The 17402-nt window shown below is 69.5% G+C and carries 14 protein-coding genes; 9 read left to right on the forward strand and 5 right to left on the reverse strand.

Annotated elements, in window-relative coordinates:
* The first annotated feature begins 16 nt into the window (after positions 1-16).
* From U742_RS0113425 to U742_RS0113435, 3 genes are read left to right on the forward strand one after another with little or no spacing between them, the layout of a single operon-like run.
* Positions 17-1276: an aminotransferase class III-fold pyridoxal phosphate-dependent enzyme gene (locus U742_RS0113425; RefSeq protein WP_029353837.1), complete on the forward strand. Its 1260-nt coding sequence runs from the start codon at positions 17-19 to the stop codon at positions 1274-1276.
* Positions 1273-2088 carry an SDR family NAD(P)-dependent oxidoreductase gene (locus tag U742_RS0113430; RefSeq protein ID WP_051661160.1) on the forward strand — a complete coding sequence of 272 codons (816 nt, stop codon included), beginning with the start codon at positions 1273-1275 and terminating at the stop codon, positions 2086-2088. The genes U742_RS0113425 and U742_RS0113430 overlap by 4 nt, the downstream gene beginning before the upstream one ends.
* A gap of 27 nt (positions 2089-2115) precedes the next feature.
* Positions 2116-3306, forward strand: a complete 1191-nt coding sequence (locus U742_RS0113435; RefSeq protein ID WP_038361540.1) for an MFS transporter — start codon at positions 2116-2118, stop codon at positions 3304-3306.
* A 20-nt stretch (positions 3307-3326) separates the two neighbouring features.
* On the opposite strand, the gene U742_RS0113440 is transcribed toward U742_RS0113435, so the two are convergent.
* Positions 3327-4163: an alpha/beta fold hydrolase gene (locus tag U742_RS0113440; protein ID WP_029353843.1), complete on the reverse strand. Its 837-nt coding sequence runs from the start codon at positions 4161-4163 to the stop codon at positions 3327-3329.
* 89 nt (positions 4164-4252) lie between these two features.
* Positions 4253-4435, reverse strand: a complete 183-nt coding sequence (locus U742_RS0113445; protein WP_156034223.1) for a hypothetical protein — start codon at positions 4433-4435, stop codon at positions 4253-4255.
* A gap of 342 nt (positions 4436-4777) precedes the next feature.
* On the opposite strand from U742_RS0113445, the gene U742_RS0113450 reads away from it, so the two are divergent.
* A complete protein-coding gene (locus U742_RS0113450; RefSeq protein ID WP_029353847.1) occupies positions 4778-5221 on the forward strand; it encodes a cupin domain-containing protein in 444 nt (147 codons plus the stop codon).
* Positions 5222-5226: 5 nt separating this feature from the next.
* Here the strand turns inward: U742_RS0113450 and U742_RS0113455 are convergent, their stop codons facing one another.
* The 3 genes from U742_RS0113455 to U742_RS23385 form a co-directional block, all read right to left on the reverse strand.
* Positions 5227-5418: a hypothetical protein gene (locus tag U742_RS0113455; protein WP_029353849.1), complete on the reverse strand. Its 192-nt coding sequence runs from the start codon at positions 5416-5418 to the stop codon at positions 5227-5229.
* A gap of 61 nt (positions 5419-5479) precedes the next feature.
* Complete coding sequence (locus U742_RS23380; RefSeq protein ID WP_029353852.1) at positions 5480-6628, reverse strand: patatin-like phospholipase family protein; 1149 nt, start codon at positions 6626-6628, stop codon at positions 5480-5482.
* Between the two features lie 14 nt (positions 6629-6642).
* Positions 6643-8220 (reverse strand): hypothetical protein, encoded by a 1578-nt coding sequence (locus U742_RS23385; protein ID WP_029353854.1) that lies wholly within the window; start codon positions 8218-8220, stop codon positions 6643-6645.
* Between the two features lie 264 nt (positions 8221-8484).
* Here U742_RS23385 and U742_RS22545 point away from each other — a divergent pair, with 264 nt between their 5' ends.
* The 5 genes from U742_RS22545 (at position 8485) to U742_RS0113495 (ending at position 17402) form a co-directional block, all read left to right on the forward strand.
* On the forward strand, positions 8485-10257 hold the full coding sequence (locus U742_RS22545) for an SUMF1/EgtB/PvdO family nonheme iron enzyme (protein ID WP_282568325.1): 1773 nt from the start codon (positions 8485-8487) through the stop codon (positions 10255-10257).
* A gap of 21 nt (positions 10258-10278) precedes the next feature.
* Positions 10279-12978: a DUF2610 domain-containing protein gene (locus U742_RS0113480; protein ID WP_029353856.1), complete on the forward strand. Its 2700-nt coding sequence runs from the start codon at positions 10279-10281 to the stop codon at positions 12976-12978.
* 116 nt (positions 12979-13094) lie between these two features.
* Entirely contained in the window at positions 13095-14273 is a 1179-nt protein-coding gene (locus U742_RS0113485; protein ID WP_029353858.1) for a hypothetical protein, read from the forward strand.
* A gap of 108 nt (positions 14274-14381) precedes the next feature.
* Positions 14382-16298: a DUF4231 domain-containing protein gene (locus tag U742_RS22550; RefSeq protein WP_051661163.1), complete on the forward strand. Its 1917-nt coding sequence runs from the start codon at positions 14382-14384 to the stop codon at positions 16296-16298.
* Between the two features lie 81 nt (positions 16299-16379).
* Positions 16380-17402 (forward strand): AI-2E family transporter, encoded by a 1023-nt coding sequence (locus tag U742_RS0113495; RefSeq protein ID WP_029353862.1) that lies wholly within the window; start codon positions 16380-16382, stop codon positions 17400-17402.

The raw sequence follows: 17402 nt of genomic DNA on the forward strand, positions 1-17402 counted from the left end.
ATTGGAGCCAAGTGACATGAGCGCACTGACGGTGCCGTTCGGTATCTCGAGCAGCGCACGCAGCCTGCCGAAGCTCGACGGCGAGGATTTCGTGGTCGCCCGCAGCAAGGGCGCGCGGCTGTTCAACACGGAGGGGCGCAACTTCGTCGACTACGGCATGGCGATGGGCGCGACGCTGCTCGGCCACGCCCATCCGGCGGTCGTGGAGGCCTGCATCGCCGCGCTGGAGAACGGCCCGATGCCGGGCTTCTCCAACGCCATCGAGGACCCGGCCGGCGCCGCGCTCGCCCGCATCGGCGGCGAACGCGTCACCCGGGCGACCTTCGCGACGACCGGCACCGAGGCGGTCCACCTCGCCTGCCGCATCGCCCGCGGCGCCACCGGGCGGCGCCTGATCGCGAAAGCCGTCGGCGGCTATGACGGCTGGTTCGATCCCGTTCGCTTCGGCCTCACGGGATCGCCGGAGGCCGAGCGCGGCAACCAGCGACCGGTCAAGGAGGGCACCACGCTGTTCCGGGTCAATGAGACCGCCGACGTCGACCAGCTCTTCGACGAGATGGGCGAGGACCTCGCCGCCATCCTGGTCGAGCCGATGCTCGGCAACACCGGCTGCCTGGTGCCCGACCGCGCCTTCTTCGAATATCTCACGCAACGCGCCCGGGCGAACGGCACGCTGATCATCGCCGACGAGGTGATGGTCGGGCTGCGACGCGGCGTGAGGCTCGTTTCCGAGGAGCTCGGGCTTCTTCCCGATCTCGTCACCCTCGGCAAGGCGATCGGCAGCGGCGTGCCGGTCGCCGCCGTGCTCGGCACCCCTGCCGCCTTCGAGGTGGTGGAGAACGGCACCGTCCCGTGCTTCGGCACCTATCACGGCAACCCGCTGGTCGCCTCCGCCGTGCTGGCGACGATGGCGGTGCTGGAGGACAAGCTGCTCTACCGCCGGCTGTTCGACTGGGGTGCCGCGCTGCGGCAGGCGATGACCGACGCCTTCGCCGCCGAGGGCATCGTCGCCATCACCACCGGCTTCGACAGCGTGTTCTCCCTGTGGTTCACCGACGAGGCGCCCCGGACCTATGACGAGGCCAAGGCGAAGCTGCAACCGGATGCCACCCGCCTGGTGAGCGAAAGCCTGCGCCGCAACGGCGTCATCGCGCTGCCGGCCGCGTGGGGGCGCTATTTCATCTCCGCCTCGCATGGCGACGCCGAAATGGACGTTACCGTCCGCGCCTTCCGGCAGGCGGCCCGTGACCTCGCGCAATCGGGGTTCCGGGGATGAGCGCGACCGTCTCCCCGGCCGACGCGGCCTGCTTCCGCGTATTGGTGACCGGGGCGAGCCGCGGCATCGGCGCCGCCGTGGCGCTGAAGCTCGGGCAGCTTCACGGCCGGCGGCTGCGCATCGCCATCGCCGGCCACGCGCCGAGCGCCGCGCTCGACGCGACCTACGAGTCGCTGGCGAAGCTCGGCGCGGCCGCCACGCCCGTCACCGGAGACCTCGCGGATGTCGCGGTGCCGGGGCGGCTCGTCGAGGAGGCCGCGGCCTTCTGCGGCGGGCTCGACGGCATCGTGGCGAATGCGGGCGTCACCGGGCCGGCGCCGCTCGCAGGGCTCGCGCCGGCGGAATGGGACCGGCTGTTCGCGGTCAACACCCGCTCGGCATGGCTGCTCGCGAAAGCCGGCCATCCCCATCTCGCCGCCAGCCGGGGCGCCTTCGTCGCCGTCGCCTCCGCGTCCGGCCTCACGCCACATCCCGGCATGGGCGCCTATTCGGCGACCAAGGCGGCGCTGATCATGCTGTGCCGCCAGCTCGCGCAGGAATGGGCACCGGCCGGCATAAGGGTGAACAGCGTCTCGCCGGGAATGATACGCACCACCCTCACCGAGGCGATCTACCGCGATCCGGCGGTGGCGGCGGAGCGCAACCGTATCGTCCCGCTGGGTCGCGTGGGCACCCCCGAGGACGTCGCCGGAACCGTCGCCTTCCTGCTCGGGCCGGAGGCCGCGTTCATCGTCGGGCAGAGCATCTGCATGGATGGCGGCTACACCGAATCCGCCCTCGGCCGCATTCCCGGCCTGCCCCGCTCGGCGTGACGCTGCCGCCCGCGAAGGACAACCCCCGTGTCGTCTGAGCCGATCACCCGCGCAAGGCCGGTGCTGCTGCGCATCCTGCCGATCTCCTTCGTCAATTTCTGCACCTATCTCGCCGTCGGCATCCCTCTCGCGGTGCTGCCGGCCTATGTCGTGGAGCGGCTCGGCTTCGGCCCGGTCATGGCCGGCCTGTCGATCAGCGCGCAGTTCCTGTCGACCGTCGTCACCCGCTCGATCGCCGGGCGCATGTCGGATTCCATCGGCGCGAAGCACACCGTCGTCTACGGGCTGTCGGCGGCGCTGGCCGCCAGCCTTCTGCTCGCCGGTGCCGGCTTTTTGGAATCGACGCCGGCGCTCGCCTACGCGCTGATCGTCGCCAGCCGGCTGCTGCTCGGCTTCGGCGAAAGCTGCTCGGGCACAGCAACCATCACCTGGAACATCGGGCGGGTGGGCACGACGCATACGGCGAGCGTCATGTCCTGGGGCGGCATCGCCGCCTATGGCGCGATCGCGGCGGGGGCGCCGATAGGCGCGGTGCTGCAGCCGTCGGGACTGTGGGCGGTCGGCGCGGCCTCCACCCTCGCCGTGCTCGTCGGGCTCGCCGTCACGCTCGCCCACCACGAGGTCGCGATCATCGCCGGCGCGCGCGCCGGGGCGGGGCGCATCGCCGCGCTGGTGCTGCCCTATGGCGCGGCGCTGACGCTCGGCGCCATGGGGCTCGGCGTCGTGGCGAGCTTCGGCAGCCTGATGTTCGGCGCCGCCGGCTGGACCGGCGGGTCGCTGCTGGTCTCACTGTTCGGCCTCTGCTTCGCGGCGTCACGCGTGATGTTCGGCAGTCACATCGAGCGCGTCGGCGGCTATCGCGTCGCCGGCCTGGCGCTCGGGCTCGAGGCGGTCGGCCTCGGGCTGATCTGGCAGGCGACCGCCCCCGGCGCCGCCCTGCTCGGCGGGGCACTGGCCGGGCTCGGCTTCGGCATGGTGTTCCCCTCGCTCGGCGTCGAGCTGATGAAGCGCGTGCCCTCCGCCAGCCGCGGTGGCGCGCTCGGCTTCTACACGGTGTTCCTCGACCTCGCCCTGGCGGCTGCCGGACCGCTGGCGGGCCTCGTGCTGCCCGCCTTCGGCTATTCCGGCATCTTCGCCGCCACCGCGGCCTGTGCGCTGGCCGGCGGCTTCATCGTCGCCGGCCTGTCGCGCATGAGCCCTGCGCCCGAAGAGCCGTGAGCCCTTCGAGCGCCCCGGCCTCAGCCTTCCACGAAGGCGAGCAGGTCGGGATTGATCACCTCGGCATGGGTGGTGAGCATGCCGTGCGGATAGCCCGGATAGACCTTCAGCGTGCCGTTCTTCAGCAGCGGGGCCGAGAGCCGGGCGGAATCGTCGATCGGCACGATCTGGTCGTCATCCCCGTGCAGCACCAGCGTCGGCACGGTGATCGCCTTGAGGTCCTCGGTCTGGTCCGTCTCGGAAAAGGCCTTGATGCCGTCGTAATGGGCCTTGGCGCTGCCGATCATGCCCTGGCGCCACCAGTTGTTGATCACGCCCTGGTCGATCTTCGCGCCTTCGCGGTTGAAGCCGTAGAAGGGACCGGTCGGGACGTCGAGGAAGAACTGTGCGCGGTTGTCGGCGAGCGCCTTGCGGAAGCCGTCGAACACCTCGATCGGCAGGCCGCCGGGGTTGCTCGCGGTCTTCACCATAAGGGGCGGCACGGCGCTGACCAGCACCGCCTTGGCGACGCGGCCCTGCGGCTGGCCGAATTTCGCGACATAGCGGGCGACCTCGCCGCCACCGGTCGAGTGACCGATATGGACGGCGTTGCGCAGGTCGAGATGTTCGGCCACCGCCGACGCGTCGGCCGCGTAGTGGTCCATGTCGTGGCCTTCGGAGACCTGGGCCGAGCGGCCGTGACCGCGCCGGTCATGAGCAACGACGCGATAGCCCTTCTGCACGAAGAACAGCATCTGGGCGTCCCAATCGTCCGAGGAGAGCGGCCAGCCATGGTGGAAGACGATGGGCTGCGCCTCCTTCGGACCCCAGTCCTTGTAGAAGATCTCGACGCCGTCCTTGGTGGTCACGTAGGCCATGTCTGCATCCTTGTTGCGGGGTGTGGGTTATCCGCCGCCGCGAGGTTCGTTTCGCGGTGGTCGAAGCGGAGCGGCCCGGTGGGCCGATGTCAGTGGCTGCCGGAAAGCAGGGCGATCGGCAGGGCGAAGAGGCCGCTCGTCAGCAGGCCGGTGTCGACGATGACAAAGGCCGCGACCAGCCATTTGCGCGGCGCGGCGAGATCGACGGCCAGCGTCCCGGCGACCGCGAGGAGAAGCAGGCCCGCGATGATATTGGTTGTCGCAACGACCACGGGCATGGATTTCCCCTTACTTCCCGGCATCTGACGTATAATTTCGCGTCATCTGCCGTTAACAGTATTATTCGGTCACCGGATCAACAATTCAGGCGCTGGTTTCCTTGCGTATTACTTTGGGTTGCCCAGAGCATACCTTGGTATGATTTACCGTATGATGACGGATCGAAGGCCACGGCCGACCGCTGCGCTCTACGGAACGGATCGGTCCGGACTGGCCGGATTCCGCATGCGGCTGGCCCGCTATTCCGGCTATGGTCGAGACCGCGTCGGGGGCAGGTTCGCGCCTGCCAGCCCGGCGCCAAAACCGGAAACGCTCACCGAAGGGAGGAAAAGCCGATGAACGAGACGCTTGCCGGGACACCGCGGCCCACCATCCTGCGCCCCGACGAGATTCCCGCCCGCGAGCGCGGCGGCGGCGCGAAGACGATCCCGCTGGTGACCCGCCACATCGGCGCGACCGGCTTCATCAACGGCATCACCATCTTCGAGCCGGGCGCCTCGATCCCGCTGCACAGCCATAATTGCGAGGAGAGCGTGATGCTGCTCGAAGGCAGCGCCCTCGCCGAGATCGACGGGGTGGAGCACGAGCTCAAGGCCGGCGACATCAGCTTCATCCCCGCCAATCTGCCGCATCGCTTCATCAACCGCTCGACGAGCGAGGGTATGAAGATCCTCTGGATCTACGGTTCGGTCGACGCGACGCGGACCATCGTAGCCACCGGCGACACCCGCGCGATCGACGACGAGCACAAGGCCAGAATCGCCGAAACCCGCGCCTGAGGCGGCTATTGCTGGATGATCGGCGGCACGCCGGGACCGACCGCGTACTCGTCGCTGACGAAGCCGACGACGGCGAGGACGAGCAGCAGCACGACCAGCACCATGATCAGCCCGCGCAGGCCGTGCGTGCGGTGGCCGAGATAGCCACCGCCCCCGAGCAGCAGCAGGATCAGGATGATGACGATCAGCGTCTGCATGGCGGCCTCCGACGTTGTCCGGAGGTAATGCAGCGCCGCGCCCGAGGTTCCCCGCCTCGGCTCAACTCGCGCCAGCGATCGGCCAGTCGGCCGGATCGACCTGCCGGGCCGCGGCCTTGGTGGCGAGCCGGTAGGCCAGCGGAATGTTGGCCGGACGATCCATGTGGCGCAGCAGCGCCACCTGCTGCGCGTCGACCTCCTCGCCGAGGCTCGCCTTCAGCCAGTCCGCATCCAGCACGATGTCGTAGCGCAGGAAGCGGAACAGGTGCCCGAAGGGTGGCGCGGTGTCGGCGAGGCTGCCGACCTCCGAGTTGACCGGCCAGTCCTGCGAGCCCTGCCCCAGCCAGCTCATCAGCATCAGAACGAGGTTCTGGTTGTCGCTGATCTGCGCGGCGAGCGAGGCAATGGCGAGGCCGATGGCACCGGAGCGGCGCGCCTGTGCGGCGGACAATCGCGGACGAAACGAGCCGGTGCCGATCGAGACGACGGTGAGTTCCTCGGGCCCGGTGCGCCAGTTCAGCCCGTATTGCGGCAGCAGCGCGTGCATCAGCAGCATCAGCGAGGGGTTGTTGTGCGGGGTCAGCCCGCCATCGACGAACAGGCCGGGCGGCGCGGCCGGCGTCACCTCGATCAGCTCCGGGTCGAAATAATGCGGCGCCGCCGCGCTCGCCCGCACCAGATTGACCAACGCGATCTCGCGATTGCCGTGGAAGGCGCCATCCGGCGGCGTGTTCCAGAAGATCGAGCGCGGATTGTTCATCACGATCCAGGACGAGCCGGTGTCCATGCGCTTCAGAATGACCGCCAGGCCGGTCTGAAGGTCCTCGCTGTCGAGCCGGCGCGGGCCGATCACCCGCTCGAGCTCGGCGCGCAGGCGGCGCGAGTCGAACTTCGCCTGCAGCCCGACCAGCCGGTAGAACGGCTTGTAGAACACCCGCGGCGCGAGCTCCTCGTAGAACGCCCGGATGTCGGAGGCGCGGAAGCCGAGCGCCAGCGCGGTGGCGATGATGGCGCCGGTGGAGGTGCCGCCGATCAGGTCGAAATGGTCGCACAGCCGCACCTCGCGGCCCGCCGCCCCGTCCAGCACCGCCTCCAGCCGCTCCAGGAAGGCGATGGAGATGGCGCCGCGCACGCCGCCGCCGTCGAGCGCGAGAATGCGCTTCGGCCCCGGTCCGAAGAGGTGGCGGTCGCGGCGCGATGCTTCGTCCACCCGCCCCTCCCGCCTCAGCGGCGCTTGAGGCGGGACTGGCGCGTCTCGAGCGTCGTGCGCCAGCCGGTCAGGTCCTCGGTCATGATCGCGGCCGCGCGCTCGGCGACCAGCCGCACCATGCGCGGGGAGACCGGCAGGCGGCGGGCGACAAGGCGCAGTCGCGTCAGTGCGTTGAGCGCCCGCGAGGACCGCTCGATCTGCCGGACGATGTCGAATTCCGAACGGAAGGCGGTGATGCCGGCGACCAGCGAGGGCGCCACCGTCATGGCGATGCCGGTGAGCGTCATCCACGGAACGCCGGAGACGCCGGCCCGCCACAGCCCGATGGCGAACAGCACGAAGCCGGCCGCGATCGCACCGCCGAGCAGCACGCGCGCGATGCGGCGCAGCCGCACATCGAGCCGCAGGAAGCGGCGCGCGGCGGCGCGGTGATAGTCGATCTGGCCGGCGATCTCGACGTCGAGCACATAGGCGAGCAGCGCACCCGCCCTGTCCGCGGGCAGGAACCCGTCGGGCGCGCCGGTGTCGAGCCGGCCGACATACCAATCGACCCAGGAGTCGGGCGGCTCGTCCTGCCACGGCGTGCGGGCATCGGCGGCGATGAGGAAGCGCAGGCAGCGCAGGCATTCGGCGAGCCCGCGATATTCGATCCATTTGCGCTGCCACTTGCCCCGCGAGGCCTGCCGGCGGTCCCAGAAGATGACGGCGGTGACGACGAGCTGCAGGGGAATGGTGACGACGGACAGACCCGGCGCCAGCACGCCGATGATGGCGCCGGCGAAGATCAGCATGAGCAGCAGGAAGGAGCGCGTGACGATGGTGCTGCGCCAGCGCTCGCCATAGAAGACGGCGTGGGCATTGGCGCGCGCGGCGACCTCATCGAGCCAGGCGAGGTAGTGCGCGCGCCCGCCCGTCGCGAAGTCGGCGATGGGACATGGCGGCGGGATCGCGATCCTCACGTCGTCATGCCGCGTGCGCGCCAGCAGAGCAAGCAGCATGTCGTATTCGACACGGCCCGGCGCGCGGGGCTCGCCTTCGGCGATATAGGCCGCGAGACGCCCGGCCTCGTCGTTCGGACGCGGGGCGAAGGCGATGGCGGCGAGGCGCTCGGCCCCGGCGGCGTGGCGGACGAGGCCCGCCTCGGCACCGGAGATGAGGAAGGCCTCGCAATCCTCCTCGGTCGGCAGCTCGATCAGGGTGACGCCGTCGTCCTCGACGAGCAGGACCGGCAGGTTCCGTTCCATCGCCCGGATGATGAGCGCGTAGCGCTCGGCATGGCCGCCGTCGAGGACTAGGAAATCGACGCCCGCCTCGGTGCCGGGCTCGCCCTGAATGCGGACCATGAGAGGCCGCGGCTCGCCATAAAATCCCGGCCAGCGCTGGCCGGCGAGCCGCGCCGCCTCGTCGAGCAGCAGTCCCGCCCGTTCGAGCACCTCGTGCCGACGCTCGGCCCGAGTCGCGAGCAGGACCGTCGCCTGGCACGGCAGGCGGCCGTCCAGCGGTAACGGAGAGGGCTGCAGACGCTCGCCGGCGTCATCCGGCGCGGGCAGAGCCGCCTCGTCAAGACCGGAATCGAGGTTCCGCAGCGACATGACAGGTATTTTACTCCGGGCTGGCGCGACAGCTTATTGCAAGGCGCTCACAACCGGTAGATGCTCATGCGCGCGGAAAGACCGCCGGGGACGCATGTGCCGGCGGGGGCGGCGGGGGCGGCGGGCGGCGTCAGGACGGGGATCTCCAACCGTCGCGAGCCGCGGGCGGGATGCCGGATTTCGGGCCCACCTACGCTTGCAAAACGCCCAAGACCCCGACAGTGTCCATAAATCGCTCGCACTTTCCATCAAACGGATCCGGCTGTGGCGCGGTCGACGAAGACGTCCTGGAAGAGGCCCAAACCGCAACCCGTCTTCATCAGTCACTCGTCGAAGGACGGGGAGACGGCGATGGCGATATGCAGCGCCATCGAGAAGCGGGGCGTCGGCTGCTGGATCTCGAGCCTCGATGTGGGACCAGGCGAGAATTTCCAGGACTCGATCTACCGCGCCATCGGCCAGACGCGGGTCATGGTGCTGGTGTTCAGCCAGAACGCCAACAATTCCGACGAGATCAAGAAGGAGATCGCCCTCGCCGGCCAGCACAAGCTGGTGGTGATCCCGCTGCGCATCGAGGACGTGCTGCCGAGCAGCGCGTTTGCCTATGAGCTGGCGACGCGGCAGTGGATCAACCTGTTCGAAGACTGGAACGCCTCGATCGAGCGGGTGATCGAGCAGATCGACAAGGTTCTCGCCGTCGAGCCGCCCACCCGTGGCGGCGGCGACGGCGGCGGACAGGAGTCCCCCTCCCCGCGCCCGCCGATCAAGCGCGACGAGGAACGCAGCGTCGCCAAATATGCCATCGTCGCCATGATGCTGGTGGCGCTCGCGGTGATCGGCGGCGGCGCCTATGCCTGGCACAGGAGCACCGAGGACGCGCGCCTCGCCGCCGAGGAGAAGGCCCGGCAGGAGCGGCTCGCCGCCGACGAGGCGGCCCGCCAGAAGGCGGCGCAGGAAGCCGCGCTGGCGCTAGCTGCCGCGCAGAAAGCGGCGGCCGACAAGGCCGCGGCCGATCTGGCGGCGGCCCAGAAGGCGGCACTGGAAAAGGCGGCTGCGGAGAAGGCCGCCGCCGACAAGGCCGAGGCGGACCGGATCGCTGCCGAGAAGGCGGAGGCCGACCGGCTGGCGGCCGAGAAGGCCAACGCCGAGCAGCAGATCAAGAACAAGCAGCTCGCGGCCCTGGAGGCCCCTGCCCCGCCGGTGGCGCCGCCATCAAAGCCGTCGGTGCTCGACGCGCCGCCGCCGCTCGCCGAGATCGGCGTCGGCGGCCAGGTTTTCCGCGACTGCGCCGACTGCCCGGAAATGGTGACGGTCGGCGCCGGCAAGGCGGTCGTCGGCTCGGCGACGGGCGAGACCGGGCGCTCGCCGAGCGAGGGTCCACAGCAGGTCGTCGCCTTCGCCAGGCCCTTCGCGGTGGGGCGCACCGACGTCACCTTCGAGGAATGGGACGCCTGCGTCGCCTCCGGCGGCTGCAATGCCTGGCAGCCGGGCGACTATGGCTGGGGGCGCGGCAGGCTTCCCGTCATCTTCGTCTCGTGGAACGACGCGAACGCCTATGCCGAATGGCTTTCGAAGAAGACCGGCAAGCCCTATCGCCTGATGTCGGAGGCCGAATACGAGTTCGTCGCGCGCGCCTGCCGGTCGGCCGATTGCAGCGAGCGCCGCTTCTGGTTCGGCAATGCCATCCAGCCGGAATACGCCAACTACAACTCGCAATATTCCTACGATCGCAGCCCGAAGGCGCAGCCGCGCCGGCGCACGCTCGCGGTCGACGCCTCGCCCACCAACCCGTTCGGGCTCTACCAGATCCTCGGCAATGTCCGGCGCTGGATGGCGGACTGCTGGAACCCGACGCTCGACGGGCTGCCCAAGGACGGCTCGGCCCGCACCACCGGCGACTGCGCCTCGCGCGTGCTGCGCGGCGGCTCGTGGTCGGACGAGCCGGGGGAGTTGCGGGCCTCCGCCCGTTCCTGGGACGACGCCAAGACGCGCAATGCGCAGACGGGCTTCCGCCTCGCGCGCGACCTAACGCCCTGAGCGGCACCGAAGGAGGCCAGGATGAGCAGCCGCCCGATCGCACTCCTCAGGACACTGCTCATCGCCTGCGCCGCCCTGCTCATGGCGGCCTCCGTCGCTCAGGCGCAGACGCGGCGGGCCTTCCTCGTCGGCATCGAGCGCTATGCCGGCGACATCCAGCAGCTCAGCCGCTCGGTCGCCGACGCGAAGGACCTCGGCCGCGACCTCGAGCAGCTCGACTTCGACCCGAAGAACGTCACCGTCGTCGCCGACCTCAAGAACAAGGCCGAGTTCAACAAGAAGTTCGACGCCTTCCTCAAGACCATCGAGGAAGGCGACGTCGTGCTGTTCTTCTTTTCAGGCCATGGCCTCGGCATCGACACGCAGGACGACAACTACCTGCTGCTCAGCGACCTGAAGAGCCTGCTCACCTTCACCCGCGGGCGGGAGAAGGACGTGAAGGACCCCGATATCCTCAAGCTGCGGATGCCGGCCAACACGGAAGCCTACGAGACCGAGGAGATCCCGCGCGCGGGGATCTCGGTCAAGGAGATCCAGAACAGGATCGCCGAGAAGAAGCCGAAGGTCGCGATCCTGCTGCTCGACGCCTGCCGCTCGCTCGCGCGGCCCGATCCGCTGGAGACCCGGCGCATCGTGCGCGGCGCCGAGTCCGGCAGCCGGCTGGTACCGGAGAAGGACCTGCCGCCGGGCTTCATCGTGCTCTATTCCGCCTCCTACGGGGAATCCGCTGTCGAGACGCTGGGGCCGGACGACAGGGGGCGCAACTCGCTGTTCACCAGCGTGCTGCGCGCGGAGATGGTGCGGCCGGGCCAGACCCTGCCGGACCTCTCGGCGCGGGTGCGGCTGGCGGTGCGTGCTATCGCCGACAAGTCCGGCGCGCAGCAGGAGCCGGAGTTCTACCAGAACCTCGGCGAGGCGGCCGACTTCGCGCTGATCGATGGGATCGGCGCCGAGCGCTTCCAGATGAGCGACGACCGCTGCGACGGCTCCAAGAGCGACTGGGAGCAGATCATGATCCAGCCGCGACGCGAGCTGATCGAGCGGCATCTGCGCCGCTATGTCGACTGCGCGAGCGCCGAGCAGGCCCGGCGCATGCTGGCCAATTTCGCCGACTCCACCGAGGAGATGGCCCCGCGCACGCAGGCGCCCGAGCGTGGCGACATCGACGACTGCGACCGGCTGGCGGCCTCGGACAGCGACCCCAAGCGGCCGGTCGGCGTGATCGGCGTGTCGCTCGCCAAGATCGATCCCGAGCCCGCCCGCAAGGCCTGCGAGCTCGCCATCCAGCGCAACCCGAACGTGGTGCGCTTCCGGTTCAACCTCGGGCGCGCGGAGCAGGCGCTGGCGAGCGAGCTGCGCTCCGACGATCCGGCGCAGAAGGCTGCCTTCGTGCGCGCCCGCCTCACCCTCGAGGAGGCGGCCAACCGCGGCTATCTCGCCGCGCTGAACAACCTCGCCATCCTCTACGACAATGGCTACGGCGTCGAACCCAACCCGGCGACGGCAAGCAACCTCGTGCGCCGCGCGGCGCAGCAGGGGCTGCCGATCGCGATGTACAATCTCGGCCTGCGCTACAAGGTCGGCGTCCCCGGCGTCGACCGCGACATCAACCAGGCCTATGAGTGGTTCGCCAAGGCCGCCGAGGGCGAGTTCGTGCCGGCGATGGTGGAGGCGGGCGACGCCCTGCGCTACGGGGCCGGGGTCGGCTGGAACCCGCGCCGCGCCGCCGAATATTACCAGCGCGCGGCGGAGGCCGGCTCCGCCCAGGCGATGTTCAAGCTCGGCACGCTGTATTTCTTCGGCAGCACCCGCGCGAAATACGGCAGCGGCGGACTCGACCCCAAGAGCGTGCCGGCGGACGATTCCCGCGCCCTCCTGTGGATCGGCCGCGCCGCCGATGTCGGCAGCCCGGACGCGCAGTTCTCCCTCGCCTTCATGATGCGCCGTGGCTTCGGCCTGCCCAATCCGCAGCCGGAGATCGCCGAGCGCTATTACCGCCTCGCCGCCTATTCCGGCTATGCGGACGCCGAGTTCGAGTTCGCCGACATGCTTCGCACCGGCAAGGTGCTGATCAAGCCGGAGAACGGCGCCAATGAGGGCATCGAGCTCTTGGAGCGCGCGCTGAGCCAGGGCTCGGCCCGCGCCGCCTGGCAGCTCGCGCAGATCTACCGCAGCGGCCAGTTCAACCAGGAAAAGAATCCGCAGCTCGCGATGAAATACGCCTATCAGGCGATCAAGCTCGCCACCCTCGCCGACCCGACGAGCTATGACGGCAATTCCTATTACGAGTTCTCCGCCGGCATCCTGCTCGCGGAAATGGCCGCGAATGGCGAGGCGGTGGACGCCAATGGCAGCCCGCTGCTGACCAGGGACGAGATCGATCGGATCGAGACCTTCTACGGCAAGGTCGATCCCGCGACGAAGCAGGTGAAGGTCCGCCGGCTCGCCGTGCCGCTGCGCAGCGCCGGCTATGTCTGCCGTTCGCGCCAGAACATCTGGGTGTGGGACTGGGGGCGGCTGGAGTCGCCGACCGAGCCGCAGTTCCGCAGCCTGGAACGCACCACCGGCTGCAAGGACAACAAGGAGCTGCGCGACACGCTGAGCGCCAGCTTCGCGACCGCGCGCAAGAACGAGGTGCCCTTCGCCGACCTCATCGAGCAGCAGATCAGGTCGGCGGTCTCAGCGGCGGAAACGCAATCCAACCGCCGCAAGAAGAATTGAGGGAGTGCGCGCATGCCGTTTGCCCGCCCCTTGCCGAAATGGTACCATTTGAACGGTTTTGCAGGGGCTGAAGCCCGATTGCCCGCCCTTCGTCGTCAAGGATCGCGGAGCCTGCGATGACGCATCTCATACGCATTGCCGCCGTCACGTTCGGTCTCATGTTCGGGCTGGTGCTGTTTCCGGCGCCGTCCCACGCGCAGCTCGAAGGCTTCGTCAACAGCGTCACCCGCAACGTGATACGCGAGATCACGCGGGGGCCCGGCCACAAGTGCTGCCCGAAGCCTTCGAACAAGAAGACCGGCGGCCAGACCAGCAAGAACACGCGCCAGAACGGCGACACCGCGGAGGCGACACCCGACAAGGAGCGCGACACCCGCGTCCTGCAGTCGCTGGCACCGCCGAGCAAGGTGCAGGTCGCCGTGCTGAAGGACATCGTGCCGAGCGCGACACTCGGGCTGCTCGGCTCGAACGACGACCTCGACCAGGTCGGCTCCGCCACCAGCAAGGACGCCGAGCGCGACTACCTCGTGAAGATCGAGCAGTTGATCGGTCAGTTCCAGCGCCAGCAGCAGAAGGCCTCCAGCGATGGCGACGTCACCGCCCACGGGATCGAGGTCTCGCTCGACGAGGCGATCAAGGACGCCAAGCTGACCGTGTTCGCCTCCTTCAAGGGCGAGAACTGGTCCGAGGAACGGCTGAAGGTGATGATCCTCTCGCTGGTCGAGACGCAGATCGGCTCCCTGTTCGACGGCACCAACCGCGGCAAGGTGGCGATGAGCGACGTCGACGCGATGATCCGCAAGTCGGCAAAGGCGGTCTATGGCCGGCTGTTCGAGACCTCCGAGCTGCTCGCCGCCAATCTGTCGTCCGCCATGTTCCTGCAGAAGCTCTACCAGACGCACGGCAGCGCGATGACCAGCGACGTGCGCGAGGGCACCGAGCGCATGCTGACGAAGGCGGCGTCGACCAGCGCGCAGGAATTCGACCCGCTGTTGCGGCGCGACGAGAACGCCTTCGCGCTCGAATACCGGCTGCAGCGCATCGTGTTCGACTGCCTGACCGCCAATATGGAGGCGATCTCCTCGGCGCCGGCCGGCATGGCGACGCGGCAGGAGATCGAGCAGCGCATCGAGGAGAAGGCGTCCGGCGCGTGCGCCTCCTGGGTGGCGTTCCAGTTCAGGGACGAGGCCGGTAAGCTGAAGAGCCAGCAGCCCATGCCGGTGCGCACCGTGTGGTCCGCCACCGGGCCGCAGGACGATCCCTCCATGTATGGGCGCGGCTCCGGCGCGCTCTGACCTCGCCCCCTCGCCGACCCGCCGTCGCGGCAGGGTCCGCGACAGCTTGACCGCCTGACTGTACCCTCCTCTGCCAGCGCCGGCGTGGCGCCGTCGCGGGACCGATGCATGATCACGAGGCCGCCGAAGCCGACCCTCGCCCTCACCGTCGGGGTGGTCGGGCATCGTCTCAACAAGCTGCCCGCCGATGCCAGCTCCATCGCGCTCCGCCTCGCGGATGCGTTCCGCGCGGTCGATGCCGCCTGCTCCCGGTTCCACGCCGCCCATGGCGAGCTGTTCGCGCCGGAAGCGCCGCGGCTGCGGCTGATGACCGGCTATGCCGAGGGCGCCGACCAGCTCGCTATCCACCAGCGCCCGCATGGCTGGCGGATCGCCGCCGTGCTGCCCTTTCCGCGCGAGCGCTACCGCGAGGACTTCGCGCCGGGGCACAGCGGCGACGGCGGTGACGGACGCGCGGCCTTCGACGCGCTGCTGGCGCTCGCCGACACCGTCACCGAGCTGCCCGGCGCGCGCGCCGTTCCCCAGCGGCGGCCCGAGGATGCCGACGACGCCACCGCCTATGCCGAGGTCGGCGCCTTCCTGCTGCGGCAGGCCGACATCCTCGTCGCGGTATGGGACGGCGCCCGCTCGGCCGGGGCCGGCGGCACGGCGGAGGTGATCGGCAAGGCGGTGGAGGCGGGGATCCCGGTGATCTGCATCGACACCGACGGCGCGGCGCCGCAGCTCCTGCTGGAGCGCGCGCATGTCGCCCATGCGGCCGGGCGCCCGGCGGCGGACGAGGCCGCCATAGCGGCGGTGGTGGAGCGGATGCTGGCGCTGATCGAGCGCCCGACGGAACTGCATGACGAGGCGAGCGAGCACCGCGTGCCGGCCTCGTCCCGGCTCGCCACCTTCCTGAAGGAGCGCTGGCGCCCGGTGTGCCGCTGGACCACCTATGACTGGCTGCGGCGCGGCGCCCGCCCCTGGAACTGGCGCCTCCGGCTCAGGGCGACGCCGCCGGGCGAGGGCTACACCGACTGGTCCGGCTTTCTCGCCGGGGCACCGAGGGGCGGCGGCTCGCTGGAGCGCATCGCCGACGTGCTGCACCCGCGCTTCCTCGTCGCCAACAACCTCGCCACGCATTTCTCCCACGTCTATCGCAGCGCCTACATCCTCATCTATCTGCTGGCGCTGCTCGCCGTCGCCATCGCGCTCTACAGCCTGCTGCCGTTCGACGACCACGGCGACCGGGCCTATGCGCTGGAGCACAAGGCGGTGCTCGTGCTGGTCGAGCTGATGATCGTCGGGCTGATCATCCTCCTCGTATATCTCGGGCGCCGGCGCTCCTGGCACGACCGTTGGGTCGACTACCGCGCGCTCGCCGAGATGCTGCGGCACCTGCGCTTCCTCAGCCTGCTCGGCGAATATGGGGGCACCCGGCCGGGGCACGCGCCGCTCACCAATGCCGGCACGGAATGGGTGGTGTGGTATGTGCGCGCGACCTCCCGCGAGCTCGGCGTGCCGGGCGCGGTGTTCGACGCCGACTATCAGCGCCGCGCGCTGACGGCGACGTGGGACACCGAGGTGAAGGAGCAGATCGACTACAATCTGCGCAACGCCCATGAGCTCAGCCACCTGCGCCACCGGCTGCACCTCTGGGGCGACATCTGCTTCTTCGGCACGGCCGGCGTGCTGACCATCTTCCTGCTGGTCTTCGGCTTCGACCACCTGCTGCCGGGCACCGGCGTCGCCGACCTGCTCTATGCGGTGAAGCCCTATGTCTCCTTCGCCGCCGCCTTCCTGCCGGCGCTCGGCGCGGCCTTCGCCAGCATCAACTTCACCGGTGATTTCGAGGGCTTCGCGCGGCGCTCGGCGCAGACCGCGCACGGGCTGGAGGAGCTGGAAGCCGACTACCGGCACGCGCTGGAGGAGCTCGACCTCGAGACCACCAGCGACACGCTGGTGGCGACCGCCCGGATCATGACCGAGGACATCAGCTTCTGGCAGTCGCTCTACAGCCACAAGCGGCTGACCCTGCCGAGCTGAAATCTCTCCCGGAGGTGCCGGGACGCCGCTTGCGCTGAGCCGGCGAAGCGTTTACCCGCTTGGGTATCGAAGGAGTTCCCAATGCGCGACGGCAGCCCTATCCTGCTGGGCATCTGCACGGCAATCCTCTGCGTCGCGGCCCTCTATCTGGCACGCTCCGTCTTCGCCCCGGTGGCCTTCGCGCTGTTCGTCATCGCGCTGGTCTGGCCGCTGCAGCGGGCGCTGCAGGGCGCGCTGCCGAAGCTGCTGGCGCTGGCCATCACCCTCGTCGTCACCATCACCGCGATCACCCTCGTGGCCTCGATGATCGTCTGGGGCTTCACCCGCGCCGGCCAGTGGCTGATCGGCAACGCGGCACGCTTCCAGGAGCTCTACGGCCAGCTCGCGCAATGGCTCGACGGGCACGGCCTCTACGCCGCCGGCGAGATCGCCGAGACCTTCAATGTCGGCTGGCTGATCCGCTTCTTCCAGGGCGTGGCGAGCCGGCTGAACGGCATGGTGGGCTTCGCCGTCGTCACCTTCATCTTCGTCATGCTCGGCCTGCTGGAGACCGACATCGTCGCCCGCAAGCTCGCAGGCGGGGAAGGCGGCGAGGCGGGCCGGGGCCTGCTGCGGGCCAGCGGGGAGATCGCCGCCAAGTTCCGCAAATACATGGCGGTGCGCAGCATCATGAGCGTGTTCACCGGCCTCGCGCTGTGGATGTTCACCGCCGCCGCCGGGCTGGAGCTGGCACTCGCCTGGGGCGTCATCGGCTTCGCGCTGAACTACATCCCCTTCATCGGCCCGCTGGTCGCGACCCTGCTGCCGACCCTGTTCGCGGTGGTGCAGTTCGAATCCTGGCAGATGGCGGTCGCCGTCTTCTTCGGTATGAACGTCATCCAGTTCTTCAGCGGCAGCTACATCGAGCCGCGCATCGCGGGCAAGGCGCTCGCTATGTCTCCCTTCCTGGTGCTGCTCGCCGTGTTCTTCTGGAGCTTCATGTGGGGCCTGCCCGGCGCCTTCATCGGCGTGCCGCTGACCATCGCGGCGCTAACGCTCTGCGAGCAGAGCCCGTCCAGCCAATGGGTGGCGCGGCTGCTCTCCGGCCGGCCAGCGGAAGCCTAG

Source organism: Allobosea sp. 117 (genome assembly GCF_000702305.1).
Lineage (GTDB): Bacteria > Pseudomonadota > Alphaproteobacteria > Rhizobiales > Xanthobacteraceae > Ancylobacter.

Excerpts from the sequence above, each read along its gene's own strand:
- U742_RS0113425 (WP_029353837.1), top strand. The coding sequence starts at position 17 with ATGAGCGCACTGACGGTGCCGTTCGGTATCTCGAGCAGCGCACGCAGC.
- U742_RS0113430 (WP_051661160.1), top strand. The coding sequence starts at position 1,273 with ATGAGCGCGACCGTCTCCCCGGCCGACGCGGCCTGCTTCCGCGTATTG.
- U742_RS0113440 (WP_029353843.1), bottom strand. The coding sequence starts at position 4,163 with ATGGCCTACGTGACCACCAAGGACGGCGTCGAGATCTTCTACAAGGAC.
- U742_RS0113450 (WP_029353847.1), top strand. The coding sequence starts at position 4,778 with ATGAACGAGACGCTTGCCGGGACACCGCGGCCCACCATCCTGCGCCCC.
- U742_RS0113455 (WP_029353849.1), bottom strand. The coding sequence starts at position 5,418 with ATGCAGACGCTGATCGTCATCATCCTGATCCTGCTGCTGCTCGGGGGC.
- U742_RS23385 (WP_029353854.1), bottom strand. The coding sequence starts at position 8,220 with ATGTCGCTGCGGAACCTCGATTCCGGTCTTGACGAGGCGGCTCTGCCC.
- U742_RS0113480 (WP_029353856.1), top strand. The coding sequence starts at position 10,279 with ATGAGCAGCCGCCCGATCGCACTCCTCAGGACACTGCTCATCGCCTGC.
- U742_RS0113485 (WP_029353858.1), top strand. The coding sequence starts at position 13,095 with ATGACGCATCTCATACGCATTGCCGCCGTCACGTTCGGTCTCATGTTC.
- U742_RS22550 (WP_051661163.1), top strand. The coding sequence starts at position 14,382 with ATGATCACGAGGCCGCCGAAGCCGACCCTCGCCCTCACCGTCGGGGTG.
- U742_RS0113495 (WP_029353862.1), top strand. The coding sequence starts at position 16,380 with ATGCGCGACGGCAGCCCTATCCTGCTGGGCATCTGCACGGCAATCCTC.